The organism is Gordonia sp. DT219 (genome assembly GCF_049847065.1).
GTDB lineage: Bacteria > Actinomycetota > Actinomycetes > Mycobacteriales > Mycobacteriaceae > Gordonia.
The window spans coordinates 56,973-81,987 of sequence record NZ_JBNCNR010000006.1 but is presented as its reverse complement, the minus strand read 5'-3'; the positions used below and the strand labels follow the sequence as shown (position 1 = coordinate 81,987).

Here is a 25,015-nt window from a genome sequence, read left to right as displayed (position 1 = left end):
AGGCCCGCACCCTGACCTACGCAACCGTAGGTTACGGCATCGCGACCCGGTCCCCGCGCTCAGAGAAGTTCGAGCAGGAACGGCAGCTCCTGGGTGGCATACCACCCCAGGTCGAAGTCCTCGACGTCCCCGACAGCCAGTTCGGCGTCCTCGTCACCGAGGTCGGCGGCATCGATGACGACCACCGCGTTGCGCACCGCCGCCTCGGCGTCGGCACCGTCGACGTGGACCGACGCCACCGCCGAGCGCGGAATCGGGCCGGCCACCCGGACGACGGCGTCGTCGAGTTCGGGATGCAGCGTCACCGTCTCGACGTCGGCGGCGACCACCGCACGCCGCGGCGGCAGCTTCGGGGTGTCCCCCGGCCTGGTCTCGGTCTCGTCGGCAGCGAGGTCGGCATCGGCCGCCTGGTCACCTGGCTCCGGCGCCTCACCGGCGAGCAGCCGCAACGCGGCACGTGCGGCTTCACGCATCGCCACCTCGGCGAGTTCCTCGTCGTCGCCGGACCGGAACGATTCCCGCAGCGCGGGGGTCAGCGCGAAACCGGTTCCGCCCACGGGACGGAACTCGCCGGACTCGTCGAGCTCCATCAGCATCGTCAGCGTCGCCGGAAAGTAGACCCTCATCGCTTGCCCCTTCGCACTCACGGGCTCACCCTACTGGCCGGGGTGTCACCGCGACGCGCCGGCAATTCTCTGTTGGCTCAGTCGGCCTCGCGCAGTTCCTCGAAGGACTCGGTGACGTAGTCGGCAAGTGCCGACAGATCCCCGATCACACCGCGATCGGCGGTGAACCCGAAGTGCAGCCGATCCCGGTATTCGACGACACCGATGGCCAAGGCGCGCCCGGCGAGCAGCCCGGGAACCGGATAAAGACTTTCTACCTTGCGCCCCAACACATACCGATCGGCGATCGGAATGGTCGAGATGGACAGCGGGACGTTGTATCCGCGGGTGCCCAACGACCGGAACGCCCACGAACTGAACTCGGCGAAGGGCACCATGCCCAGTTCGGCAAGCAGCGGCCGCGGCCCCAGGGTGACCCGGCGCGAGGACTGCGCGTTTCGATCGGCCAGGCCCGCGACCTGCGCCAGCCGCACAGTGGGGTTGTCCTCCCCCACCGGGAGGTCGGTCACGAACCCCGGGCTGCCCACATCGATCCACGTGACCTCGCGTTCGACCGACGGCGTCACGCCGGAGACACGTGTGGCCAGGGGCACCTCGACGCGCACGGTGTCGGTGATCGCGGCGGCCACGTCGAAGCCCAACAGCCACCGTCGCATGACTCCACTGATGATCGCCAAGACGACGTCGTTGACCGTGCACCCGTGGCGTTCGGCGATCTTGGCGCACTCCCGTCGCGGCACACCGGTCACCGCGACCATCTGCGACGAACTGCCGGAGGCGTTCAACGGACTCGGCGGCGCCGCATCGGTCACATCGGCCAATAGACCACCGATGCGTCGCACCGTCGAGTCGACGACGGTGCGGACTCCGCCGACGACACCGTTGCCGGTGATGACCGAATCGATGAACTCGCCCGGTCGCGACACCGCCTCGGCGAGGGCGCCCACCGCCAACGCCCCCGATCCCGGCGGACGTCCCGGCATCCACAGGTCCGGTTCGTATTCGACGGCCTCGGCGGTCTCGTCGGCGATGATCTGGCTGATCTCGGGGCAGGCGAAGTCGTCGACGACGCAGCGGTGGGTCTTGGTCAGCAACGCGTAGCCGCCATCACCCAGGCCTTCGATCAGATACATCTCCCACAGCGGTCGCGACCTGTCCAACGGCCGCGACATCACCCGCGCGACGAGGTCGGCCAGGTCGCCGAGACTGCCCGGCCGCGGTAACCCGGAGCGGCGGACGTGAAAGTTGATGTCGAAGTCGGGGTCGTCGGCCCAGACCGGGCGCGCCAGTCCCATCGTCACCGCGCGCACGACCTGCCGGTACCGCGGGGCCAGTTGCAGACGGTTCTCGACGAGCGACACCAGCGACGGATAGTCGAGGGCGCCACCGGCACCCGGCGACGTGGTTCCGGCGCTCGACGCCGCCGGGTCGGCAAAGATCAGCAGCGCCCCGAGATGGCTGGTCGCGCCGGCCGGATCCAGGAAGTAATACATCGCCTCGCGCGGGGACAACCGATTGGCCACGGTGTGATCCTAGTGTTGCAACCTCCCGGCAACCCTTGATCGGCCCGAACGCAGCCGGTTGACTCGGTGAACAACGTTCGAGTCGGTGAACGTTGAGTCGGTGAACGTTGAGTCGGTGAACGTTGAGTCGGTGAACGTTGAGTCGGTGAACACAGTGCGGTGCGAGCGGACCCGACGACGGCGACGGGCCCACCGGCGCTCGACGAACGGAGCGATTGTCATGCGCGCAGCACGCTACTACGACCGGGGAGATATCCGGATCGAGGACATCGACGAACCCGTGCTCACGCCCGGCAGCGTCGCCATCGACGTGGCATGGTGCGGGATCTGCGGCACCGACCTGCACGAGTACGCCGACGGACCGATCTTCATTCCACCGTCGGGCCACCCGCAGCCCATCAGCGGCGAGAGCGCTCCGGTCACCCTGGGACATGAGATGTCCGGGGTGGTGTCGGCTGTGGGCGACGGAGTCGATGATCTCGCGCCCGGCGATCACGTCGTCGTCGAGCCGTACATCATCGCCGACGGCGTCGACACCGGGCCCGACAGCCACGACTATCACCTGTCGGCGGATATGAACTTCATCGGACTCGGTGGGCGGGGCGGCGGACTCGCCGAGAAGATCGTCGTGGCGCGACGCTGGGTGCACAAGATCTCCAAGGACGTTCCGCTCGATCAGGCGGCGTTGATCGAGCCGCTGTCGGTGGGCTATCACGCGGTGCAGCGCAGCGGCGCGAGTGCCGGAGATGTCGCACTGATCACCGGCGCCGGTCCGATCGGCCTGCTCACCGCCGCGGTGTGCAAGGCGCAGGGCATCACCACCATCGTCAGCGAACCGAGCCGGCTGCGTCGGGAGAAGGCACGCGACACCGGGGTCGCCGACCACACCGTCGACCCCTCGGCGCAGGATGTGACGCAGATCGTCGGCGACCTCACCGACGGACGCGGCGCCGACGTCGGATTCGAATGCACCTCGGTGCAGCCGGCCCTCGACACCCTCTTCGACGCCCTCAAACCCACGGGAGTGCTTGTGGTGGTGTCGATCTGGGGCCATCCCGGCCAACTCGACATGCAGAAGTTGGTGCTCAAGGAAATCGACATGCGCGGCACCATCGCCTACGTCAACAGCCATCCGGCGACGATCCGGCTCGTCGAGGAGGGCAAAGTCGATCTCGCGCCGTTCATCACCGGACGCATCGGGCTCGACGACCTGATCCACCAGGGCTTCGAGACGCTACTGCACCACAACGAGACCGCGGTGAAGATCCTCGTATCCCCCTCGGGCGCCGGCCTCGGCTGAGCATCGGCCGATCTGTCAGCCCAGATCCAAAGATGCCAGGCGCCAACGATATTCGACGCGTACCGGAATGCTCTGGTGACTGCGCGACGCCTGGCGTACCCGGACCGGCACCCGTTCGATGCGTCCGGCGAATGCACGTACCCGTCGTCCGCGTTCGTAACTGCCGAAGATCTCCGCGGTCGTCGAATCGCGCATCTGGATGTGCACGCGCCGGACGTGCGCCGTCTCACCGGGGCCCCGCCCGTCCGGACGCACGAGGTCAGGCCGTAGCAGTGTCTCGACGTGCTGATACAGCTTCGGCGACACCAGCGTCTCGAGGTGGGCCAACGCGCGTCGACGGTCGAGAACCTCGAAGAGTGCCGTGACGGTGCGGATGGCGACACGACGCGCCTCGAGCGTCGCCGCCGGTACCGTCACCGGTGGCTTGCGCCGCACCCGCGGGACGCCTGCGGGCAGGGTCACCACCGCGGTGTCGGTGGATCTGCTGGGCTCGCCGACCGGCTCGTAGACCGGTGCCGGGACGAACCGCAGGTGCTCGGCCGAGATTTCTGGGGCGGCGCAGGCGCCGCTGTCCGGGGCGGTGATCGTTGTGGTCATGGAAGTCGGACGCACCCGTGGGCGCTCCGGTTCCATTTCTACGGCGAAAACTTCTTCCGACGCCTCAGCGACGCTTCTTCTTGGCCTTCGGGGACTTCGGACGCGACGACTTCGCCTGCGTCCGGGCAGCCGCACGCCGCTCACGCCGGGACGCCGACACCGACGCCGGATCCTCGAATTCCTCGGTCTCGCTGTGGACCACCTTGCTGCCGTCCTCGTCCGGACCGGAGAACGTCATCTCCGAATCGTCCGAGGCCCCGACACCGAGGCCGGACGCGCGCAACGCAGGCGGGGCCTGACTCGTCGCGCCGGTGGCGGCACCGGCCAGCGCGGGCGCCGGCTCGCGCAGAGAGGCGGCCGCGGGCGCCGCAACCGGCGGCGCCTCGGTCTGCACCTGCACGTTGAACAGGAACTGCAGGGTCTCTTCCTTCAGGCCCTCGAGCATGCCGGAGAACATGTCGAAGCCCTCGCGCTGATACTCGACCACCGGATCGCGCTGCGCCATCGACCGCAGGTGGATGCCCTCGCGCAGATAGTCCATCTCGTAGAGGTGATCGCGCCACTTGCGGTCGAGCACGCTGAGCAGGATGGTGCGTTCGAGTTGACGCATCGCGCCCTCGCCGGCGACCTCGGTGATCTCGTCTTCGCGCTTCTCATAGGCGGCCTGCGCGTCGGCGACCAGAATCGCCTTGAGCTCATCGGCGGAGATGTCGTCGCGTTCGCCGTACTCGTTCTCGCCGACGACCTCCTTGGGATCGAGATCGATCGGGTAGAGCGCCTTGCATGCCGTCCACAGTTCGTCGAGATCCCAGTCCTCCGCATAGCCCTCGGCGGTGGCGCCGTCGACATAGGCGCCGACGACCTCGGCGATCATCTCGAGGATCTGTTCGCGATGATCGGTGCCCTCGAGGATGGTGCGGCGCTCGGCGTAGATGACCTTGCGCTGTTCGTTCATCACCTCGTCGTACTTGAGGACGTTCTTGCGGACCTCGAAGTTCTGCTGCTCGACCTGCGTCTGCGCGCTGCGGATGGCCTTGGTGACCATCTTCGCCTCGATCGGCACGTCATCGGGCAGGTTCACCCGGTTCATGATCGCCTCGAGGGCCGCGCCGTTGAAGCGGCGCATCAGCTCGTCACCGAGCGACAGATAGAACCGCGATTCGCCCGGATCGCCCTGACGACCCGACCGGCCACGAAGCTGGTTGTCGATCCGGCGGGACTCGTGGCGTTCGGTGCCCAGCACGTAGAGGCCACCGGCCTCGCGGACCTGCTCGGCCTCGTCGGCGGCGTTGGTGCGCGCGGTGTCGATGGCCTCGTCCCACGCGGCCTCGTACTCGTCGGGGGTTGACACCGGATCGAGTCCCGCCTTGCGCAGCCGGGTGTCGGCGATGATGTCGGGGTTGCCGCCGAGCACGACGTCGGTACCGCGACCGGCCATGTTGGTGGCCACGGTGACCGCGCCGATCCGGCCTGCCTCGGCCACGATCTGCGCTTCCTGCTCGTGGAACTTGGCGTTCAGCACGGTGTGCGGGATGTCGCGTTTGGCCAGCTGACGCGACAGATACTCCGATCGCTCGACGCTGGTGGTACCGATCAGCACCGGCTGACCGGCCTCATGCCGTTCGGTGATGTCGTCGACGACCGCGGCGAACTTCGCCTCTTCGGTCTTGTAGATGAGATCGGACTCATCCTTGCGGATCATCGGCTTGTTGGTCGGGATCGGCAGCACGCCGAGCTTGTAGATCTGATCGAACTCGGCGGCCTCGGTCTCGGCGGTACCGGTCATCCCGGCGAGCTTGTCGTACATCCGGAAGTAGTTCTGCAGCGTGATCGTGGCCAGCGTCTGGTTCTCGGCCTTGATCTCGACGCCTTCCTTCGCCTCGATGGCCTGGTGCAGGCCTTCGTTGAAGCGGCGTCCGTCGAGTACGCGGCCGGTGAACTCGTCGACGATGAGGACATCACCGTTGCGGACGATGTAGTCCTTGTCGCGGTGGAACAACTCCTTCACCTTGATGGCGTTGTTGAGGTAGCTCACCAGCGGCGAGTTGGCGGCCTCGTAGAGGTTGTCGATACCGAGCTGATCCTCGACGAACTCCACCCCGGCCTCGTGCACGCCGACGGTCTTCTTCTTGATGTCGATCTCGTAGTGCTCGTCACGTTCGAGTTGCGGTGCGATGCGGGCGAATTCGACGTACCACTTACTCGATCCCTCGGTCGGGCCGGAGATGATCAGCGGGGTACGTGCCTCGTCGACCAGGATCGAGTCGACCTCGTCGACGATCGCAAAGGCGTGGCCGCGTTGCACGAGTTCGTCGAGCGAGTGCGCCATGTTGTCGCGCAGATAGTCGAAGCCGAACTCGTTGTTGGTGCCGTAGGTGATGTCGGCGGCGTAGGCGACGCGGCGCTGATCGGGCGACATTCCGGTGAGGATGACCGCGGTCTCGAGCCCGAGGAAGCGGTGCACGCGTCCCATCCACTCGGAGTCGCGCTTGGCGAGGTAGTCGTTGACGGTGACGACGTGGACGCCGTTGCCTGCAATGGCATTGAGGTAGGCGGGCAGCACACAGGTCAGGGTCTTGCCCTCACCGGTCTTCATCTCGGCGATGTTGCCGTAGTGCAGCGCCGCGCCACCCATGATCTGCACATGGAAGTGCTTTTGGTCGAGCACGCGCCAGGCGGCCTCGCGGGCCACCGCGAACGCCTCGGGCAGCAGCTCGTCGAGTGACTCGCCGTCGGCGTGACGTTCTTTGAACTCGTCGGTCTTGGCCTTGAGATCGTCGTCGCCGAGCGCCTCGATCTCATCGGACAATGTCTCGACGTGCGATGCGACGGCATCGAGTCGCTTCACCATCCGGCCCTCGCCGACGCGCAGCAGCTTGTTCAGCACCGTTGATCGAGTCCCTTACTCATGTTGACGTCACCCACCACGGCCTGCGCAGCGCACAGACCGCCCTCCATCGTAGCGAGGACGGCTGAGCATGGTCTGATCGGCTGCGCCGGATATCACCGCGGTCCCGGGGTGGTGCCGCCCGAGCGGGCCGCACCACCCCGGAGACATCGGGGCGTCAGGCGAGCCGGATCAACCCGTAGTCGAAGGCGTGACGTCGATAGACGACCGACGGCCTGTCGGCCTCTTTGTCGTGGAACAGGAAGAAGTCGTGTCCGACGAGTTCCATCTCATAGAGCGCGTCATCGACGGTCATCGGCACGGCCGGATGTTCCTTGACGCGCACGATCTGGCCGGGACTGCGCTCGGCGACTCCGTCGTCCCATTGCCGTTCGGGCGCCCCGTCACGGGACGGGGCCGCATCGACCGACAACTGGTTGTCGCGCAGCGGCGGAGCACCGACCTCGGTGGCCTGCGCCACGGAGAGTGGGCGACGGTTGCCGTAGTGCACCTTGCGGCGATCCTTGACCCGGCGCAGCCGCGACTCGAGCTTGTCCAGTGCGGACTCGAGTGCCGAGTAGAAGTTCTCGGTGCAGGCCTGGGCGCGGACCACCGGCCCCTTGCCCGTCGCGGTGAGTTCCACCAGTTGACATGCCTTGGACTGGCGGCGGTTGCGCTCGTGGTTCAGTTCGACGTCGAAGCGGAAGATGGTGGGGTCGTACCGTTCGAGCCGGGCGAGCTTGTCGCCGGCAAAGACCCGGTAGTGGTCGGGGATTTCGACGTTGCGGCCACTGAACATGACCGTGGCGGTGGGTTCGGCGGGTTCGTCGGGTTCCACCGTGCCCGGTGGTACGACGAACGCGGATCGGTTGTCGATGTCGTCGACGGCGGCGACCTTGGATTCGCGCTGGCCCTTGCGGTGGATCACAGATGACATGAGCTACCTCCTCGGTGGAAAGTGCATCCCTGCCTCGCGATGCCGATATCGGATACGACGACCCACGCGCACTCAAGAGGTTACGAGAAGTGCTGGCGCCCAACAGTTTCGAATGAACGCCTGGTGGCTTCGACCAGTCCGGCAGATATGGGCATGAGGATGGGGAGCAGGAACCGAATCAGTGCCGACCGACGGTCGGCACCCATTTGCAGTGGCCTCACCTCCCGGCGCGGAGCGCCGCTGAGCGGTCCGCGGTGACCAATCAACCTCTTGTACCTCTGACCGTAGTCGGATGTTCGCGCTCCGGCCACGTTTCGCCCGCGGTGCGTCGCGCGAGGCGAGGGAGCAATGGCCGACAACGCCGGTGCTCGCGCACCCTCGCCACCCACGTCATCCACCGATCCACCGCCGTCCACACCCGGGGTGACGCATCACGTGCCACCGCGCCCGCGGCACCGTCGGCGGATGCGACGCTCATCCGATGACGACCGGCCCGGCACGCGCGAACCCGTCACGGTGGTCTGCCTTCGCCTCCGCGGCGACCAGGGTGAGCATCGAGGGCGCTGACCTCGTGCTGCCACGCGTCTGCGGCGGCTGCGGATGTGCGGGTGTCGACTGGTGTGCCGACTGCGCGGCCCGGGTGGCCGACGCCCCCGTCGAGTTGCACCCGCGGGTGGCGCTGCCCGTGCCGGTGTGGTCGGTGGGCCGTTACCGCGGCCCGCTGCGCGCATCGATCATCGCGATGAAGGAACACGGACGCCGTGACCTCGCCACACCGCTGGGCGCGGCCCTGGCCGAGGCGGTGATCACCCTGGCCCGGTGGGGTGAGATGCCCGATGCCACGCGATTGCATCTGGTCCCCGCGCCGACGCGCCGACTCGCGGCGCGGCGACGCGGGGGTGACCCGGTGACCGCGGTGGCGGCGGCCGCGGCCGCACGCATCGGCCCGCGGGCCCGGGTGCAACCGCTGCTCGTCACCTCGATGACCACGCGGGATTCGGCCGGTCTCGGCGCCCGGGATCGGCGCGCCAACCTGCGTGGCAGCATCCGGATGCGCACCGGACGCCGGCTCCCGCGCGGCGCGGTGATCCTCGTCGACGATGTGCTGACCACCGGCGCCACCGCAGCCGAGTCCGTCCGCACCTGCCGAGCGCACGGCGTCGAGATCGGTGCCGTGGTCGTGCTGGCCGGAGCGTGAGTTCCGCGCCTCAGGGGATGACGGGAATCGTGCCCGGCCGCATCGCGGGCTCCACCTCGGTCCAGTACTCGTCGGCCTGTCCGTTCGTACTGCCGAGCCGCAGCACGCCACGCTGGTCGGCGATGTAGACCGTGGTCGGGTTGGCGACGACGGCGGTCACCGGCGGCGAGACGTTGCCGCTGAGCAGGCCGACCGCCGGCGTACCGCTGATCGACACCTGCACCACCGGCGAGTCGGTGGCATCCCGGGCGATCATCACGGTGGTCGGCGAGGCCCAATCCAGCGAGACCGCACGGTTGCCGATGTTGTATGCCGCCATCTTCGGCTGGTCCAGCGTCAACTGCCCTTCGGCGTTGGCGGCGAGTACCGCGAACACCACCTGCCCGGCCACGATCATCGCCGCGCGCACCCCGTCCGGCGCGATCTGCAGTTCGGTGATCGGTCCCCGGACCAGCGCGCCGACCTGCCCGGCGTCGACGTCGAGGACCCGGGCCCCGCCGGCATCGTCGCGGCGCCACTCGATGGGGCGGCCGTCGACGACCGCCCACACGGTGTCGCCGTCGGGGCCGAACGACGGCCGGGTCACCGACGCTCCCGATGCGATCGTCGCCGGCGCCTCCCCGTAGTCGCCGACGGCCAGATTCAGCCGTGCGCCCGGCCCGTCCCCGGCGAGCACCGCCGCGACCCGCCGGCCGTCGGCCGAGATCGACGCCGACCGCAGCGACCGACCCGAACCCAGCGGACCGGCCACCGGTGCCGTGCCGTTGTCGATCACCTTGAGCAACGCGCCGTCGCGGATGAGGTTGAGCCCCACGTCGGTGGTGGGCTGCACGCTCGGATCGAAGGTGCGCACATCGGTGGTCTGCCAGCCGTCGGCGCGCTCGGCCACCAGGGGTGCGCCGTCGGCATCGATGACGTACGGACCGCCGATGTCAGCCCCGTTGAGGGTCCAGATGACCTGTGCTGCAAGCAGATTGCGGTCCCTGCTGGATAGATTGCCGATGCCGGTGAATCCGATGCGCACCCCACCACCGGGCAGGGCGGACACCGGACCATGCAGCGCAGCGCCGGTCGGCAGTGCCGAATCCACCCCGGCCGACAGATCACCGGCCGGTCCGCCGATCAGCGTATTCATCAATGTCGTCGCATCCGAATCCGAGCCGCCGTAGAGCCACCGCGGATCGGGTACCAGATGTGTGCGGGCGGGGTCGCTGTAGTACATCGACGCCGACCGATAGCTCACCTCGAACTGGTTGCGGTCGATCATCGTGCGGTCCGGCAGGGTGCCGTCGATGCGCCACTGATTGCCGACCCGGGTCAGGGTCAGGGTCGCCTCGACCTGCCCGGTCGCCGGCAGCAGTTGCCCGTCGGCCTTCAGGACGCCGACGTTGTCACCGACGAGTCGCATCCGGACCGCGGTCTGGCTGCGTTGATCGACGTAGGTGTTGATGTCATCGAGGATGATGGCGTCGCCACGCTCGTCCCACTGTGCCGCGGTCGACGGCGTGAGAAATTTGCGGGCGGCCGCATGTGCGTCGGTCGGTGCGGCAGTGGACTTGAGGTACGCCCGGACCAGCGCCTCCGGATCCATGTCGGGCTGCGGCGCCGGGACGGCGTTGGTCGGGCCCTCCCGCGCAAAGGAACTGATGGGCTGCGGCAACGAGTCGTCGGGGATGCCGCCGCACGCGGCGAGCAGCGCTGCGATGACGCACAGGATCGGCAACAGCAGACGTCGGCTCGCCCCGGTCCGTCCGAGATCACTCACCACCGGCTGCCCCTTCCACACGTACCGGCTTGGGGAGGGTCTTGACCTTGGTCGACCCCGCCGCCTTCAGTGGCAGCGGGCTGCCCAATACCTTGTGGCCGCGTATCAGCGGCAACGTCAGCCGGAAACAGGCTCCCTGGCCGGGTTCGCCCCACGCCTCCAGACGTCCCTGGTGCAGCCGCGCGTCCTCGATGCTGATCGCCAGCCCCAGCCCGGTACCCCCGGAGCGCCGGAATCGCGACGGATCCGAACGCCAGAACCGGTTGAAGACCAGCTTCTCCTCCCCCGGTCGCAGGCCGATGCCCTGGTCGCGAACCGTGATCGCGACCGCATCCCCGTCGGAGCGCATGGTGAGCGTCACCGGCTTGCGTTCGCCGTGGTCGATCGCGTTGGCCAGCAGGTTGCGCAGAATGCGTTCGACGCGGCGCGGATCGATCTCGGCGAGAACCGGCTCGGCCGGCAGATCGAGGACCAGCTCGGTGCCGGTCTCCTCCGCCAGATGCGACACCGTCGACAACGCCGCGTCGATCGGGATCGCCATGTCCATCCGCTCTGCGGCCAGTTCGGCCATCCCCGCATCGTGGCGGGAGATCTCGAGCAGCTCGTTGAGCAGTGTCTCGAAGCGATCGAGTTCTTTGTCCAGCAATTCCACCGACCGCCGGCGCACCGGATCGAGTTCGTCGCGGCCTTCATAGAGGACGTCGCTGGCCATGCGGACCGTGGTGAGCGGGGTGCGCAACTCGTGGCTGACATCGGAGGTGAACTGTCGTTGCAGACCGCCGAACTCCTCGAGGTGGGTGATCTGTTTGGACAGGCTCTCGGCCATGTCGTTGAACGACATCGCCAACCGCGCCATATCGTCCTCGCCACGTACCGGCATGCGTTCCTTGAGCCGTCCGTCGGCGAACCGGACCGCGATGCGCGAGGCCGACCGCACCGGGATCACCACCTGCCGCGACACCAGCCAGGCGATGGCGGCCAGCAATCCCAGTAGTACGACGCCACCGGTCAGCAGCGTGCCGCGCACCAGATCGACGGTGCTGTTCTCGGTGGTCAGCGGGAACACGAGGTACAACTCCAGGCCCGGCACCGACGCGTTGGTCGGCGAGCCGATGATCAGTGCGGGCTCGGTGCCACCCGAGGAATTGGCCACCGACGAGTATTGGTAGGCGATCTGACCGCCCTGCACCATGTCACGCAGGTTCTGTGGGATCTCCGAGACCGGACCCACCCCGGTTATCGCACCGTCGGCGCCCCGGCCCGGAACGATGAGCACCGTATCGAAGGTGCCGACGTTGCCCGACGCCTGGCCGCTGTCGATGTCGCGGTCGGTCAGCAGCGATCGGGTCTGGCGCAGCCGATTCTGTATCGACATGTTGCCGTCGCCGCCGGCGAGATCGCGCTCCACCGACGACCGGGCCCGCTCGATCTCCTCGGTCGCCGCGGTCAATTTGACGTCGAGCAACCGGTCGGTGATCTGACTCATCAGCACGAACCCGAGAATCAAGAGCACCACAAAAGACAGCACCAACGTCGACATCACGACCCGCAACTGCAGCGAGCGCCGCCAGACCCGGGCAAAGCCCGAACCGATACGGCTCGCGGTGCGGGACAGACGTCCGAAGGTGCTGTTGACGCGTCGTCTGTTACGGCCGATCACGGCGGTCCGGCTTTGTAGCCGACCCCCCTCACCGTCAGCACGATCTCGGGGTTCTCCGGATCGGTCTCGACCTTTGCGCGCAATCGCTGAACATGCACGTTGACGAGTCTAGTGTCGGCCGGATGCCGGTAGCCCCACACCTGCTCGAGCAACACGTCCCGGGTGAACACCTGCCGCGGCTTGCGGGCCAGCGCGACGAGCAGGTCGAATTCGAGCGGGGTCAGCGAGATCGGGACGCCGTCGCGGGTGACCTTGTGTGCCGGCACGTCGATCTCCACCGGACCGATCGACAACAGTTCGGCGGGCTCCTCGTCGGTGCGGCGCAACCGGGCCCGCACCCGCGCGACGAGTTCCTTCGGCTTGAATGGCTTGACCATGTAGTCGTCGGCGCCGGACTCCAGGCCGAGCACCACATCGACGGTGTCGGTCTTGGCGGTCAGCATGACGATCGGGACACCCGAATCGGCGCGCAGCACCCGGCAGACGTCGATACCGTTCATCCCCGGGAGCATGAGATCGAGAAGCACCAGATCCGGCCGGATCTCGCGGACCGCGGTCAGCGCCTGCGTGCCGTCACCCACCACGAACGGCTCGAACCCCTCGCCGCGCAGCACGATCGTCAGCATTTCGGCGAGCGCCGCGTCATCATCGACGACGAGGATCCGTGGCTTCATGGTCACAATGGTGACACTGTTGTGACCATCCGGGCGTGATCGACGCGCCGGACGTCTGCGCCGGGGCGCCTTTGCCACCGGGCCCGAGCAATTGCAGGAGCGCATCGTGGGTCGTCTCATCGCCGTCGAAGGACTCGACGGCGCCGGCAAGAACACGCTGGTCACGGGCTTGGTGCGGCGTTGGCGCGAAGGCGGTCTCACAGTGGCCGCGTTCGCCTTTCCCCGCTATCACCGTTCGGTGTTCGCCGACATCGCCGCCGAATCGCTGCACGGCGAGCACGGCGATCTGCGTGACAGCGTCTACGCGATGGCCCTGTTGTTCGCCCTCGATCGTCAAGCCGCGGCACCGGAGATCCGGTCCGCTCTCGACGCCAACGACATCGTCGTCGCCGACCGATACGTCGCATCCAACGCCGCCTATAGCGCCGCCCGCCTCGATCAGGGCGCCGACGGCGAGGTCGTCGCCTGGGTACGCGACCTCGAGTTCGGGCGCTTCGGTCTGCCCCGCCCCGACCACACCTTGTTGCTTGGCGTTCCCGCAGAGGTCGCGATGCGCCGTGCGCGCGCCCGCTCGGCCGACGATCCGTCGCGCCCCCGCGACCATTACGAGCGCGATTCCGATCTGCAACGCAGCGTCGACGCCGTGTACCGCGACCTCGCCCGGTCGGGGTGGGCATCGCCGTGGAGCGAGGTGGCCGGCGCCGATCCCGCCGAACTGGGCGATCTGCTCGTCGAGCATCGCTGAGGGCGCCGACCTCTCCGCCGACAGCGCCCACCGTATTGATCCACAGCCTGAATGACTCTCGTGACGGCGTGCAGCAACGTCCGATAGCCTGGGCTGCACCCACGTCGCGAGGAAAACATATGACCTATCCGCCGCCCCGCGGTGGCGTTCCCCCGCAGGAGTCGGCCCCGGAGTCACCGGACGCGGCCGCTGCGGACGTCACTCCGTCGGCACCTGATCCGACACCGTCCGGGCCGGCACCGGCCGCGCCGACACCGGATCCGGGTCAGATGCCGACTCGAACGATGACGGCGGGCGCGGACGCGCCGACGACGGCATATCCGATCCCGCCGGTATCCTCGCCCAACAGCCTTGCGGTGCAGCAGTTCTCGTCACAAGCACCAACACAGGCCCCGGCAGCACATCCGTACCAGGCGCCACCGCGCCCGAATCCGGTACCTGCGCAACCATATTCAGTTCAGCCGTTCGCACCACAGCCTTACCCGTCGCAGCCACCGCGCGCGCCGTTCGTACCGCCCGGCCCCCCGACCCACGGACCGGGGCCGTACGCCGCGGGCCCACCGTTCGGCGCACCCCCGAATGTGGGGATGCCGCCGCCGAAAAAGGGCCCACGCAACAACGGTGCGCTGGCCGCGATCGGCGCCGGGGTGCTCGCGGTGATCGCCATCGTGGCACTGGCCGTGACCCTGATCGTGGTGAACACCGGAAGCGCCGACAACACCGTCGCCGACGGCAATCCCGTCACGACGCCGACTCCTGGCGGCGGCATCGCCACCTCGCCCGACCCCGGCACGCCCAGCGTGCCCACCTCGCCGGATGCCGGCGGCGCACCCGACGGTGGTTCGGCGACCGCATATGCGCTGGCCACGGCGATGCAGCGCTACATCGAAGCGGCCAATGCCCGCAACGTCGGCCAGATGCAGGCCGCCGTGTGCAGCGCGGCCCGCCCGGCGGTGCAGGCGCCGACCGAACAGGGCAATCTCGTCCTCGAACGATTGGCCGTCACCTCGGTCAACGGCGACGTGGCGCAATCCACCATCGAGACCCACCTCGAGGTGGGGCCGCAGCGGTCGAGCAGCAAGCAGGACGCGGTGAGCTTCGAGCGCGAGAACTCCACCTGGTACTACTGCCCGGGCGCCGAACCGGCGGTCACCGCCTGATCGGCGGGTCACCGTCCACGGATGAAAAACGTTGCTGCCCCGCTCGATTGCGAGCGGGGCAGCAACGTTTGACATCGGCGGAGATCAGTACCGGTAATGCTCCGGCTTGTACGGTCCCTCGACGTCGACGTTGATGTACTCGGCCTGCTCCTTGGTGAGCTTGGTCAGTGTGCCGCCGAGCGCTTCCACGTGAATACGTGCAACCTTCTCGTCGAGGTGTTTGGGCAGCCGGTACACCTCGTTGTCGTATTCGTCGCTCTTGGTCCACAGCTCGATCTGCGCGATCACCTGGTTGGAGAAGCTGTTGCTCATCACGAACGACGGGTGCCCGGTCGCATTGCCGAGGTTGAGCAGACGGCCTTCGCTGAGCACGATGATCGAGTGGCCGTCGTCGAAGACCCACTGGTCGACCTGCGGTTTGATGTTGATGCGCTTGGCACCCGACCGCTCGAGGCCTGCCATGTCGATCTCGTTGTCGAAGTGGCCGATGTTGCCGAGGATGGCCTGGTTCTTCATCCGCTTCATGTGTTCGAGCAGGATGATGTCCTTGTTGCCGGTCGAGGTGACGACGATGTCGGCATCGCCGATCGCGTCCTCGACAGTGACCACGTCGAAGCCGTCCATCAGTGCCTGCAGGGCGTTGATCGGGTCGACCTCGGTGACCTGCACGCGCGCGCCCTGGCCCGACAGCGACTCCGCGCAGCCCTTGCCGACGTCACCGTAGCCGCAGATCAGCACCTTCTTGCCGCCGATCAGGACGTCGGTGCCCCGGTTGATGCCGTCGATCAGCGAGTGCCGAGTGCCGTACTTGTTGTCGAACTTGCTCTTGGTGACCGAATCGTTGACGTTGATCGCCGGGAACACCAACTCACCGGCTGCGGCGAACTGGTAGAGCCGCAGCACGCCGGTCGTCGTCTCCTCGGTGACGCCCTGAACCGACTCGGCGATCGTCGACCACTTGCTCTTGTCGGCCTCGAAGCTGTTGCGCAGCAACTCGAGGAACACCTTGTATTCGGCGGGATCGTTGTCGTCGGCGGGCGGAACGACACCGGCCTTCTCGAACTCGGCACCGCGCAACACCAGCATGGTGGCGTCGCCGCCGTCATCGAGGATCATGTTGGCGGGGCGCGGTTCATCCGACCCGTTCGCTTCGCTCCCGGCGCCGGCGGGCCAGGTGAGCATCTGCTCGGCGGCCCACCAGTACTCTTCGAGGGTTTCGCCCTTCCAGGCGAACACCGGCACACCCTTGGGATCGTCGGGGGTGCCGTGCGGCCCCACCACGACCGCCGCGGCAGCATGATCCTGCGTGGAGAAGATGTTGCAGGATGCCCAGCGAACCTCGGCGCCGAGCGCCACGAGCGTCTCGATGAGCACGGCGGTCTGGATCGTCATGTGCAGCGAACCCGAAATCCGCGCTCCCTTGAGCGGCGCGACCTCGGCGTATTCACGCCGCAGCGACATCAGACCGGGCATCTCGTGTTCGGCGAGTCCGATCTCCTTGCGTCCGAAGTCGGCCAACGTCAGATCGGCAACCTTGAAGTCGATGCCGTTGACGGAGTCTGCGTGCGGTGCGTCGTTCTGCACCATGGTCATCTGGTCCCCTTTGTGAATCGGTGTGGCTCGGTGAATCGGTGTGGCTCGGTGAATCGGTGTGGCTCGGTGAATCGGTGTGGCTCGGTGAATCGGTGTGGCTCGTCGCGTCGCACGCCGGCGAGCAGGGCTTCACGCACAAGCTTCAGCGCACCGACGGCACCACGAAGAGACCTGACGAACAGGCTATCGGACGTCACCGGCGCGCTGCCCGGTGCGGCCTTTCCCGGCCGGTCGATGCGCTCAGAGTTCCCGATCGCCCGCCGGACCGGCGGCCACGGCGTTGTCCGCGCCGGGCACCTCACCACGCTCGCGTTTGCCGACCATCGAATGCCGCATGCCGTAGAGGAAGTACACAGCCACCCCGATCACCATCCAGACGACGAACCGGATCCAGGTCAGCGCCGACAGATTCAGCATCAGCCACAAACAGGCGACGATCGCGAGTACCGGGATGATCGGTCCGCCGGGCACGGTGAAGCCGCGCTGGAGATCAGGTCGGGTGTGCCGCAGGATGATCACCCCGCCGGCGACGACGATGAACGCGAACAGCGTACCGACGTTCACCATCTCCTCGAGCTTGTCGATCGGGAAGAAGCCGGCGACCACACCCACCACGATTCCGATGAGGATGGTCAGCCGGGCCGGTGTCCCGAATCGTGGATTCGTCTTGGCCATCGGCCGCGGCAGCAACCCGTCGCGGCACATCGCGAACAACACCCGGGACTGGCCCAGGATCAGGACCATCACCACCGTCGTCAGGCCCGCGAGCGCGCCGATCGCGATCACCTTCTCCGCCCAGGTCACCCCGTTGAGGGCGAAGGCATCGGCGAGGTTCTTGGAGTCCGTGCCGGTACCGGCGAGTTGTTTGTAGTTGACCATGCCGGTCACCACGACGGTGACGAGCACATAGAGCACCGTCACGATGACGAGCGACCCGAAGATGCCGCGCGGCACGTCCTTGCGCGGGTTGCGCGTCTCCTCGGCGGTGGTGGCGACCACGTCGAAACCGATGAACGCGAAGAACACGATCGAGGCCGCAGCCAGCACGCCATACCAGCCGTAGGAGGTGTCACCGGCGCCGCTGACCAATGAGAACAGTGACGAGTCAACGGATTTCGCCGCGTCACCGCCACCCTCCGACGGCGGGACGAACGGTGTGTAGTTGCTCGACTTGACGTAGAAGAAGCCGACGATGATCACCAGCAACACCACCGACACCTTGATCGCGGTGATGACGGCCGAGAACCGGGACGACAGCTTGGTTCCCATCACGAGCAGGACGGTGACGACGGCGACGACGAGGACCGCACCCCAGTCGAAACTCCACCCACCACCCAGCGACACCGCGTGCACGTCCTTGTCCACCGACGGGAAGAAGGAGTGCAGGAAGTTTCCCAGATAGCTCGACCAGCTCTTGGAGACCACGGCCGCGCCGACGGCGAACTCGAGGACGAGATCCCAGCCGAGAATCCACGCCAGGAGCTCCCCGAAGGTCGCGTAGCCGAACGTGTATGCCGAACCGGCGACCGGCACCGCCGAGGCGAACTCGGCATAACAGACCGCGGCGAGGCCGCATGCGATCGCCGCCATGACGAATGCCAGCGAAATCGCCGGGCCGGCATTGTTGCCGGCTTGGGAGGCGGTCACGGTGAAGATGCCGGCGCCGATCACCACCGACACCCCGAAGACGATCAGATCCAGCGCGGTCAGGTTCTTGCGCAATCGATGTCCGGGCTCATCGGCGTCGGCCATCGATTGTTCCACCGATTTGACCCGGGTCAACGGATTCGCCATCAGCCTCGGCCTCTCTCCTCGTGGGCTCACACGCCGGGACGCCGAGTCGAACGGCGGTCCCGGCGAGCATGTTTGCCGACAGGTGCGGTGTTCTCGACGCTAGCCGACGCGACCGGGGCTCACGGGGCTTTCGGCGCGGATACGGGTGCCGCGGCCGCGCGGTCCAGGTCGGGCTCGAGGTAGATCACCCGGGCCTGCGGCACCGCGGCGCGCACCCGCGACTCGGCGGAGTCGATGGTTCGGGCGACGGTCGCCAGATCGGCGTGTGCGGGCATCGCGATCTTCGCCGCGACGAGCATCTCCTCCGGCCCGAGGTACTGGGTCTTGATGTGGATGACGCGCTCGACGCCGTCGGCGGTGAGCGCGGTCATGATCGCGGCTTGCTCGCTCTCGGTGGCGCCCTCACCGATCAAGAGGCTCTTCATCTCCACGATGAGCACGATCGCGATGATGCCGAGCAGCACGCCGATGCAGACGGTGCCGATGCCGTCCCAGATCGGGTCACCGGTCGCCATGGTCAGGCCGACGCCGCCGAGCGCGAGGACCAGACCGATCAGTGCCCCCGAGTCCTCGAGCAGGACGACCGGCAGTTCCGGATTACGTGAGTTGCGGATGAATCGCCACCAACTCGCCGGACCCTTGAGAGGTCGCGATTCGCGGACCGCGGTCGAGAAGCTGTAGCCCTCCAGGCAGATCGCGACGAGCAGGATGACCACTGCGACAAGTGGCGACTCCAGGCCGTGGTCGTGGGCGTGGATCATCTTCTCGACACCCTCGTAGAGCGCGAAAAGCGAGCCGAGCGCGAAGATGACGAGCGCGACGACGAACGAGTAGAAGTAGCGGTCACGCCCATATCCGAAAGGATGTAGCCGGTCGGCTCGCCGCCCGGCACGTTGCTGGCCGATGAGCAGCAAGCCCTGATTGGCGGTGTCGGCGACAGAGTGCACGCCCTCGGCGAGCATCGACGAGGAGCCGGTGATGGCGAACCCGACGAACTTGGCGATGGCGATCCCGCCGTTGGCGCATAACGCGGCGACGATCGCTTTCTTGGAACCTTCGGCGGACAAGTGCTGACCCTCTCATTCGCCGGAAATCCGGCACGCTGGTGAACACACCGAACTCTAGCGACAACCTGCCCGTGGCGGGCCCTGCCGTGGCGGCGATGCCACGGCAGGACCGCCGGAGGCCGAACACGAAAACGCTAGACCATTCCTCCGAAGCCGCGCGCGATCGAGGAGTCGGTCTCGTTCATGACGGTGCGTGCATTCGTGACGCCCCGCTGGATGCCGAGCAGCTGTTCCCGCGACTGCGCGAACACGCGGTCCCAGTTCTGTTGGGCGGCATCGTAGGCCTGTTTGGCCCCGGGTGAGCGCCAGTTGCCGTCGAGCGCGGCCACCTGCGTCTTCAGTTGGCCTGCCAGGTCTTCGAGACGGCCGAACTGCGCGCTCAGTCCGCCTTCGAGGTCGCCGAGGGCGGCGAAGTCGTACTTGATTCTCCCGGACATGGGGAATTCCTTTCGGTGATGTGTCGATTTGCCGGTGATATGTCGATTGACGGTGATGTGTCGATTGACGGTGATGTGCCGCTTCGGTGATGTGTCGAACGTCGGCGGTCGGTGCGGTCGCGGGACGCGGCCGATTCCGCCACCCGCATCGGACCTACAGGCGCAACGGACCCGCGCCGCCGAACCCACCCGCGGCCTGCGAGTCGTTGTCCTCGTAGCCGCCGAAACCAGCGGTCAGCTGATTGCGGATGTCGTCGAGCGCGGTGTTGAGTGCCCTCGCCGACGAATTCCAATCGGAATGGGTGTTGTCGAACGCATTCGACGCCCGCCCGTTCCAACTGGAGACCCCAGTCGATGCGGCACTGGCGATCTGACGGATCACCGCCTGCATGTCGTCGACGATCTGCGAGACCGATTGCGCCGTCGCCTGACCCGACGCGATATCGACATCGACTGCTCCATCGAGATTCATGGTGCTTCTCCTCATAGATTCGGCACCGACGTGGCGATGCCCCCGAAGCGCTATCCGGCTGGATAGGCGCTGATCTCCCCCCGGTGACGCTGTTGTCGGGGAATCCCGCCACTCATGCCGAACCACCGCTGCCCGGGCAGCGTCTCGATCAGCCGGATGACGGCCTGACCGATCCGGTATCCGCTGCCCGGGGTGATGGTGGTCCAGAGTCGAGCATCGGGAGATGCGCTGAGGCCCATCAGGATCCGGCCTGCGCCTGAATCGATGATGCCGATGGCCCCAGAAGTCTGGATGAGTGTTCCGCCGGTTCGCGTGGCCGCGACGATCTCCCATCGCGCGCCGGCCGAGTAGAACGCGTCGGCCACGCGGACGGCGTCGGACGGGGTGGCACCCCACGAACGCAAGGCCGCGGTCACCGCCGCGGCGTCGGTACAGGTTCCGAAGCGTTCACCGAGTTCGCGGGTGGGGACGCTCACCTCGCCGAAGTCCATGGGTGGGTGCGGCCCGCACAACCGCCGGACGACCGCGCCGAGTGTGCCGGCGTCGACGACGTCGAGGACCTGCAACTCGATCACCTCGCCATCGCGGACCGCGAGCACGTGGTCGTGCCCGCGCCGCGCGAGAGTGGCGCGTACCACCGAACCGCTTGCGAACCTGCGTATCTCGAGCTCGTGATCGGGACGGGCGAGTACGGACAGGACGGTGTCGGTCCAGACCGTGGGTGCTCCGGCGGTGAGCACGCCGCACTGATCGAGCACTCGGTCCAGGGCGGCCGCGGAATGGGCATGAGCGGTTTCGTCGTCGTCGACCGGCCAGAGGTCGAGGACCACGGGCCAGGTGGTGATGCCGCACAGCTCACCGAGTCTGCGCAGCGCCGCGGGCTCGAGATGCCGGGGTGCGGTGGTGGTGGCGATCATGGCATTCCCCCGCCGTCGAGCGTCAGGCGCTGGTGCACGTACCTGGTGTCGAGTGCGGTGGCATCGACCAGCCCGGTGGCGTGGACGGCCACCTCGGCCCAGTTCTCCGGAAGCGACTGCGCCTCGACGGCCTCTGCGTCGCCGGCCGGTGCGTCGACCCGCTGCATTCCTCGATCGCCGGCAGGGATCATCGACGACATCGGTGGCGGCACCGTCGGGGAAACCGGCGACACCGAGGGGGCGGGCGCGTTCGGTGGCGCCGGGGTCGTGGCCGCAGGTGCCGATGCCGGCATCGTCGGCGTATACGAGCCGCGCGGACCGGCCGATGCGGTCAGCACGGTCGGCACCGCGATCCCGGCACCGGGCTGCGGCGATGGCGACTCGGCGACCGTCTCTACTTGTCCTGGGCCATGTTTCGACGTCGCCGGGAACTGTTCGGGGATCAGCTCCGGCGCGTGGCCGACGGTATGCCAGGGCCGAGCGACCGGTTCGGAGGCGCTCTCGTAGGCCGCCATCACCTGTGCGGCGCGCAGCCGCTGGTCGTGGACAGCACGCTCGGCATATGCGGCCGCGCCGCCGGCGATCGGGATCACCGAGGCAGTCACCGACGCCGCGTGGGCCAGACCGTCGACGAGGTCGACCTCGGCCGGATCGGGCATCGCCAGGCGCGCCACCGTCACGGCGAGCGACTGCGCTTCGGTCATCGCCGCGGCGGCCGTCGCCTGCGCCGCCATCTCGGTGAGCCACCCGACCAGGCCGGCGAGTCGATCCAAGGCGATCGACGAAGCCTCGGAGCGCCAATGGACCCGCAACCGGGCCAGAGCCGATGCGTATTCGATTGCCGCGCCGGCGAACTCGCCGGCCAGCGAAGTCCACGCCATCGCCGCATCCGCGAGGGGCGCCGCGCCCGGTCCCGCGTACAGATCGCCGGCAAGGCGGCGGCTGGTACGTGCCTCCCACCTGACCGCGGTGAATCCCGTCATCGATGCTCCTCCCATCTCTGTCGTGTTCGCCTATTCCGTGCTCATGACCCGGTGGTGGTTGTGACCGGTGGTTGTGATGCCGACGGCCGCGATAGGTGGTTCCGGCCGGGTCGCGGCGCGATCCGAATCAGTCGCGCAGGCGCGTCGCGGCGTGCTCGTCTGCGGCATCGAAGCCGCCCGCCTGGGCTCGCAATGTCGCCGCGACGTTGCGTAATCGGGATACGCCCGAATACGCATCGCCCCCGAACCGGGCGGCTCCCTCGGTCGCCGAGGTCGCGACCGCCGCCGACACCTCGTCGCGGCCCGACGCCACCACGCGGGTGGCCGAAACCAGCCGGGCGAGCGTCCCCTCGAGCGAGAGCGCCAGACGTTCGAGATCGGCTGCGGCCCTGGCCAATTCATCGGTGTCCACATCGAGATTCCGGGGTGCCGGGTGCGGCTGTGTCATCGCTGTCTCCGATGGTGGGTGAGTGGTTGCGCGAACTGGCGGCGACGAGGCCGGCGATCGCCGATCATGGTGTGGGTCCGGGCGGAGCGAGCCGTAACTCGATGTCGGTGTGGGGGCCGACCTCGGCGACCGGGTCGGCACCGAATACCGCCGGCGCCACACCCGAGACGACACCGACCATGTGATGTCCGTTGCCCTCGGTCACGAGATAGTCGGGTACCTCGTATGCCTCATCGGCGGTCCCGGCACCCCGCGCGGCCCCGGCCGCCGCCACCGGGGCCATCGAGGCCGGCATCGGGGCCGCCGCGGCGGTGGCCGTACGCGGGCTCGTACCAGGGGTGAAGCCGGCCGGTTCGGTCGCGCCGGAGACCGGCACCGATGGTCGCGCCGAGCCGAGCGGTGCGGCGACCGCACCGAGTCCACCACCGCCCCCGCGAACGCCGGCGCCCACTCCCACCATGCCGAGCCCGGCCGGACCACCACCGGGACCCGCTGGGCCGGATCCGCCGGTATCGGGTGCGACGTAGGCGGCCGGACGGACGGCGGCGCCGTCAGCCGCGAGCATCTCTTGCAGTGGCGCGGTGAGCATTGACGGGACCTCGGTGGCCGCCGATACCACCGGCGCCATGGCCTCGAGGATCGTGCCGGCCAGAGCGAACGGGGACGGGCCGGCGCCGGCAGTGCCCGTAGGCGCATTCGTGACCGGAACCGGAGCGCCGTTGATCGCCATGTGTGTTGTGGGCGCAAGCAATTGGGCACGGGTGGCCGCGACGGCCGCGGTCGCCTCGGAAAGCCCGAGACCGGCGAGGCTGACCGTGAGCGGGAGCGCTGCCGGTCCGGTCAAGGTGATCGCCGCGGTGATCTTGGCGATCGTCGCGGCAAGGATCGCCTGCAGGACCGCCAGTCCGGCGGCAACGATGCCGGCGGCTGCCTGGATGTCGAAGGACATGCCACTGCCCTGTACCGCGAGCTGTCCGCTGTTGACACTCGCCGCTCCGGTCTTGGCGACCGCCGACACGGTACTCTGCCCGCTCCACAGTTCATCGGCGATCTGCATCGCCCCCTGAGCCATCGACATCGAGGTATCGAGCACCGTGGACAAGCCCTGGAAGATCATGGTGGGGTCGAAGTCCGCCGTGGACAATTCGCCCGTGCCGAATCCACCGAGCAGGTCGGTGATCGGCTTCACCAGCAGTCCGACGTCGATGACCGGAAGCGGTGGCAGCCCCGGAAGCGGTGGTAGCGGCGGAAATTCCGGCAGTGGCCCGAGACCCAGTCCGGCCAGGACCTCGCCGACCGGCCGATCGAGTATCGGCCCCAGCGGAGTCGCCGCGATCAGATCGTTGACCGACATCTCGGTCAGCGCCGGGACGTCGGGTGGCGCGGAGGACGACTGTGCGGTCACCGGACCGACCGCAGTCTCGCGGCCGCCGCGGCGTCGACGGACTCGAACTCGGCCAGCCCGCCGAGCGCGCTTGCCGCGGTCGCCGCATGAACGGCCGCCAGATTGCCCACCGCCAGCAGATGGTTGGCCTGGGCGGTGATGAACGCCGCCAGGAATTCCTGGCCGATCAGACCGAACACCGGAATCATCACCGCCGTGTTCGCGGCGGCGTCGACCGATCCGGCGGCAGCAACCGCCGTGCCGATCGCGGCGTTGGTCGCAGCGAAGCCCTCCAGGACCTCCGGCGTCACCGTCACGTGATTCATGGCCTCCCCCTCATCATGAAAAATCGAGTGCTGTTCGTCTTACATCCCCGCGTCCTACATCCCCGGCGGCCTACGAACCCGGCGTCCTGAAACCCGGCGTAAGGGTCGGTGAGCACGCTGTTGTCCTCACCGCGGGGGTTGCCCCTCACGGCGCTGCTGCCCTCACAGCGGTGCTGTCCTCACCGCGCTGCCACCGTCGGCGGCCGGCGACTCCACCAGCTCGGCGAACGACGCAGTGAAGTCCTCGGTCAGTGCCGCTCGCCCGGCGAACGCCCGCTGCGCGGCGAGCATGGCGGTCGCAACGGTCGCCGATCCGAGCCGCGCGCCACCGAGTTCGTTGGCCCCGTCGGCGAACCACAGTCCTGTCATCGCACCGGACCCGTCCACCTCGACGGTGATCAGATCATCGGCAGAGGTCTCGCGTACCCGTATCCGCGCGAGCCCATCGGCGAAGTCGTGCAGCCTTCCCAACTGGGTGGCCGCTCGTGATTCCAGTTCGTCCATGGCCGGGTTCATCGCGTC

23 protein-coding genes are annotated in these 25,015 nt (G+C 67.8%); 4 read left to right on the top strand and 19 right to left on the bottom strand.

Annotated elements, in window-relative coordinates; translation table 11 throughout:
- Window positions 1-59 precede the first annotated feature (59 nt).
- The gene (locus tag ACPXB3_RS10220; protein ID WP_425704654.1) at window positions 60-626 is read right to left on the bottom strand and encodes a DUF6912 family protein; all 567 of its coding nucleotides are present in this window, start codon (window positions 624-626) and stop codon (window positions 60-62) included.
- Between the two features lie 77 nt (window positions 627-703).
- Window positions 704-2,149, bottom strand: coding sequence for a wax ester/triacylglycerol synthase domain-containing protein (locus ACPXB3_RS10215; protein WP_425727525.1), 1,446 nt, complete (start codon window positions 2,147-2,149; stop codon window positions 704-706).
- Between the two features lie 220 nt (window positions 2,150-2,369).
- Between ACPXB3_RS10215 and ACPXB3_RS10210 the strand changes: the two genes are divergently transcribed.
- On the top strand, window positions 2,370-3,449 hold the full coding sequence (locus ACPXB3_RS10210; protein WP_425727524.1) for a 2,3-butanediol dehydrogenase: 1,080 nt from the start codon (window positions 2,370-2,372) through the stop codon (window positions 3,447-3,449).
- A gap of 15 nt (window positions 3,450-3,464) precedes the next feature.
- Here the strand turns inward: ACPXB3_RS10210 and ACPXB3_RS10205 are convergent, their stop codons facing one another.
- From ACPXB3_RS10205 to hpf, 3 genes are all read right to left on the bottom strand, one after another.
- On the bottom strand, window positions 3,465-4,046 hold the full coding sequence (locus ACPXB3_RS10205; protein ID WP_425704546.1) for an Rv3235 family protein: 582 nt from the start codon (window positions 4,044-4,046) through the stop codon (window positions 3,465-3,467).
- Window positions 4,047-4,110: 64 nt separating this feature from the next.
- On the bottom strand, window positions 4,111-6,933 hold the full coding sequence (gene secA, locus ACPXB3_RS10200) for a preprotein translocase subunit SecA (protein ID WP_425727523.1): 2,823 nt from the start codon (window positions 6,931-6,933) through the stop codon (window positions 4,111-4,113).
- 178 nt (window positions 6,934-7,111) lie between these two features.
- The gene (hpf, locus tag ACPXB3_RS10195) at window positions 7,112-7,870 is read right to left on the bottom strand and encodes a ribosome hibernation-promoting factor, HPF/YfiA family (protein ID WP_425704544.1); all 759 of its coding nucleotides are present in this window, start codon (window positions 7,868-7,870) and stop codon (window positions 7,112-7,114) included.
- A 481-nt stretch (window positions 7,871-8,351) separates the two neighbouring features.
- On the opposite strand from hpf, the gene ACPXB3_RS10190 reads away from it, so the two are divergent.
- Window positions 8,352-9,068 (top strand): ComF family protein, encoded by a 717-nt coding sequence (locus ACPXB3_RS10190; protein ID WP_425704543.1) that lies wholly within the window; start codon window positions 8,352-8,354, stop codon window positions 9,066-9,068.
- A gap of 10 nt (window positions 9,069-9,078) precedes the next feature.
- On the opposite strand, the gene lpqB is transcribed toward ACPXB3_RS10190, so the two are convergent.
- From lpqB to mtrA, 3 genes are read right to left on the bottom strand one after another with little or no spacing between them, the layout of a single operon-like run.
- Complete coding sequence (gene lpqB, locus ACPXB3_RS10185) at window positions 9,079-10,836, bottom strand: MtrAB system accessory lipoprotein LpqB (protein ID WP_425704542.1); 1,758 nt, start codon at window positions 10,834-10,836, stop codon at window positions 9,079-9,081.
- Window positions 10,826-12,493 (bottom strand): MtrAB system histidine kinase MtrB, encoded by a 1,668-nt coding sequence (mtrB, locus tag ACPXB3_RS10180; protein WP_425704541.1) that lies wholly within the window; start codon window positions 12,491-12,493, stop codon window positions 10,826-10,828. Before mtrB ends, lpqB begins: the two co-directional genes overlap by 11 nt.
- Window positions 12,490-13,176, bottom strand: coding sequence for an MtrAB system response regulator MtrA (gene mtrA / locus ACPXB3_RS10175; RefSeq protein WP_425704653.1), 687 nt, complete (start codon window positions 13,174-13,176; stop codon window positions 12,490-12,492). The genes mtrB and mtrA overlap by 4 nt, the downstream gene beginning before the upstream one ends.
- 97 nt (window positions 13,177-13,273) lie before the next feature.
- Between mtrA and ACPXB3_RS10170 the strand changes: the two genes are divergently transcribed.
- Together ACPXB3_RS10170 and ACPXB3_RS10165 are read left to right on the top strand one after the other, a co-directional pair.
- Window positions 13,274-13,912 (top strand): dTMP kinase, encoded by a 639-nt coding sequence (locus ACPXB3_RS10170; protein ID WP_425704540.1) that lies wholly within the window; start codon window positions 13,274-13,276, stop codon window positions 13,910-13,912.
- Between the two features lie 587 nt (window positions 13,913-14,499).
- Window positions 14,500-15,072 (top strand): hypothetical protein, encoded by a 573-nt coding sequence (locus tag ACPXB3_RS10165; protein ID WP_425704539.1) that lies wholly within the window; start codon window positions 14,500-14,502, stop codon window positions 15,070-15,072.
- 84 nt (window positions 15,073-15,156) lie between these two features.
- Here ACPXB3_RS10165 and ahcY read toward each other — a convergent pair whose 3' ends face one another.
- From ahcY to ACPXB3_RS10110, 11 genes are all read right to left on the bottom strand, one after another.
- On the bottom strand, window positions 15,157-16,665 hold the full coding sequence (gene ahcY / locus ACPXB3_RS10160; RefSeq protein WP_425704538.1) for an adenosylhomocysteinase: 1,509 nt from the start codon (window positions 16,663-16,665) through the stop codon (window positions 15,157-15,159).
- A gap of 240 nt (window positions 16,666-16,905) precedes the next feature.
- On the bottom strand, window positions 16,906-18,459 hold the full coding sequence (locus ACPXB3_RS10155) for an amino acid permease (RefSeq protein ID WP_425704537.1): 1,554 nt from the start codon (window positions 18,457-18,459) through the stop codon (window positions 16,906-16,908).
- Window positions 18,460-18,578: 119 nt separating this feature from the next.
- Window positions 18,579-19,526 carry a cation diffusion facilitator family transporter gene (locus ACPXB3_RS10150; protein ID WP_425727522.1) on the bottom strand — a complete coding sequence of 316 codons (948 nt, stop codon included), beginning with the start codon at window positions 19,524-19,526 and terminating at the stop codon, window positions 18,579-18,581.
- A 134-nt stretch (window positions 19,527-19,660) separates the two neighbouring features.
- On the bottom strand, window positions 19,661-19,963 hold the full coding sequence (locus ACPXB3_RS10145; protein WP_425704535.1) for a WXG100 family type VII secretion target: 303 nt from the start codon (window positions 19,961-19,963) through the stop codon (window positions 19,661-19,663).
- Between the two features lie 154 nt (window positions 19,964-20,117).
- Complete coding sequence (locus ACPXB3_RS10140; RefSeq protein WP_425704534.1) at window positions 20,118-20,435, bottom strand: WXG100 family type VII secretion target; 318 nt, start codon at window positions 20,433-20,435, stop codon at window positions 20,118-20,120.
- Window positions 20,436-20,485: 50 nt separating this feature from the next.
- Window positions 20,486-21,352, bottom strand: coding sequence for an ESX secretion-associated protein EspG (locus ACPXB3_RS10135; RefSeq protein WP_425704533.1), 867 nt, complete (start codon window positions 21,350-21,352; stop codon window positions 20,486-20,488).
- A complete protein-coding gene (locus ACPXB3_RS10130) occupies window positions 21,349-22,335 on the bottom strand; it encodes a PPE domain-containing protein (protein WP_425704532.1) in 987 nt (328 codons plus the stop codon). The genes ACPXB3_RS10135 and ACPXB3_RS10130 overlap by 4 nt, the downstream gene beginning before the upstream one ends.
- Window positions 22,336-22,462: 127 nt before the next feature.
- The gene (locus ACPXB3_RS10125) at window positions 22,463-22,783 is read right to left on the bottom strand and encodes a PE family protein (RefSeq protein ID WP_425704531.1); all 321 of its coding nucleotides are present in this window, start codon (window positions 22,781-22,783) and stop codon (window positions 22,463-22,465) included.
- Between the two features lie 64 nt (window positions 22,784-22,847).
- Complete coding sequence (locus tag ACPXB3_RS10120; protein ID WP_425727569.1) at window positions 22,848-24,137, bottom strand: hypothetical protein; 1,290 nt, start codon at window positions 24,135-24,137, stop codon at window positions 22,848-22,850.
- A gap of 47 nt (window positions 24,138-24,184) precedes the next feature.
- Window positions 24,185-24,493, bottom strand: coding sequence for a type VII secretion target (locus ACPXB3_RS10115; RefSeq protein WP_425704530.1), 309 nt, complete (start codon window positions 24,491-24,493; stop codon window positions 24,185-24,187).
- 162 nt (window positions 24,494-24,655) lie between these two features.
- Window positions 24,656-25,009, bottom strand: a complete 354-nt coding sequence (locus tag ACPXB3_RS10110; protein WP_425704529.1) for a YbaB/EbfC family DNA-binding protein — start codon at window positions 25,007-25,009, stop codon at window positions 24,656-24,658.
- Window positions 25,010-25,015 lie beyond the last annotated feature (6 nt).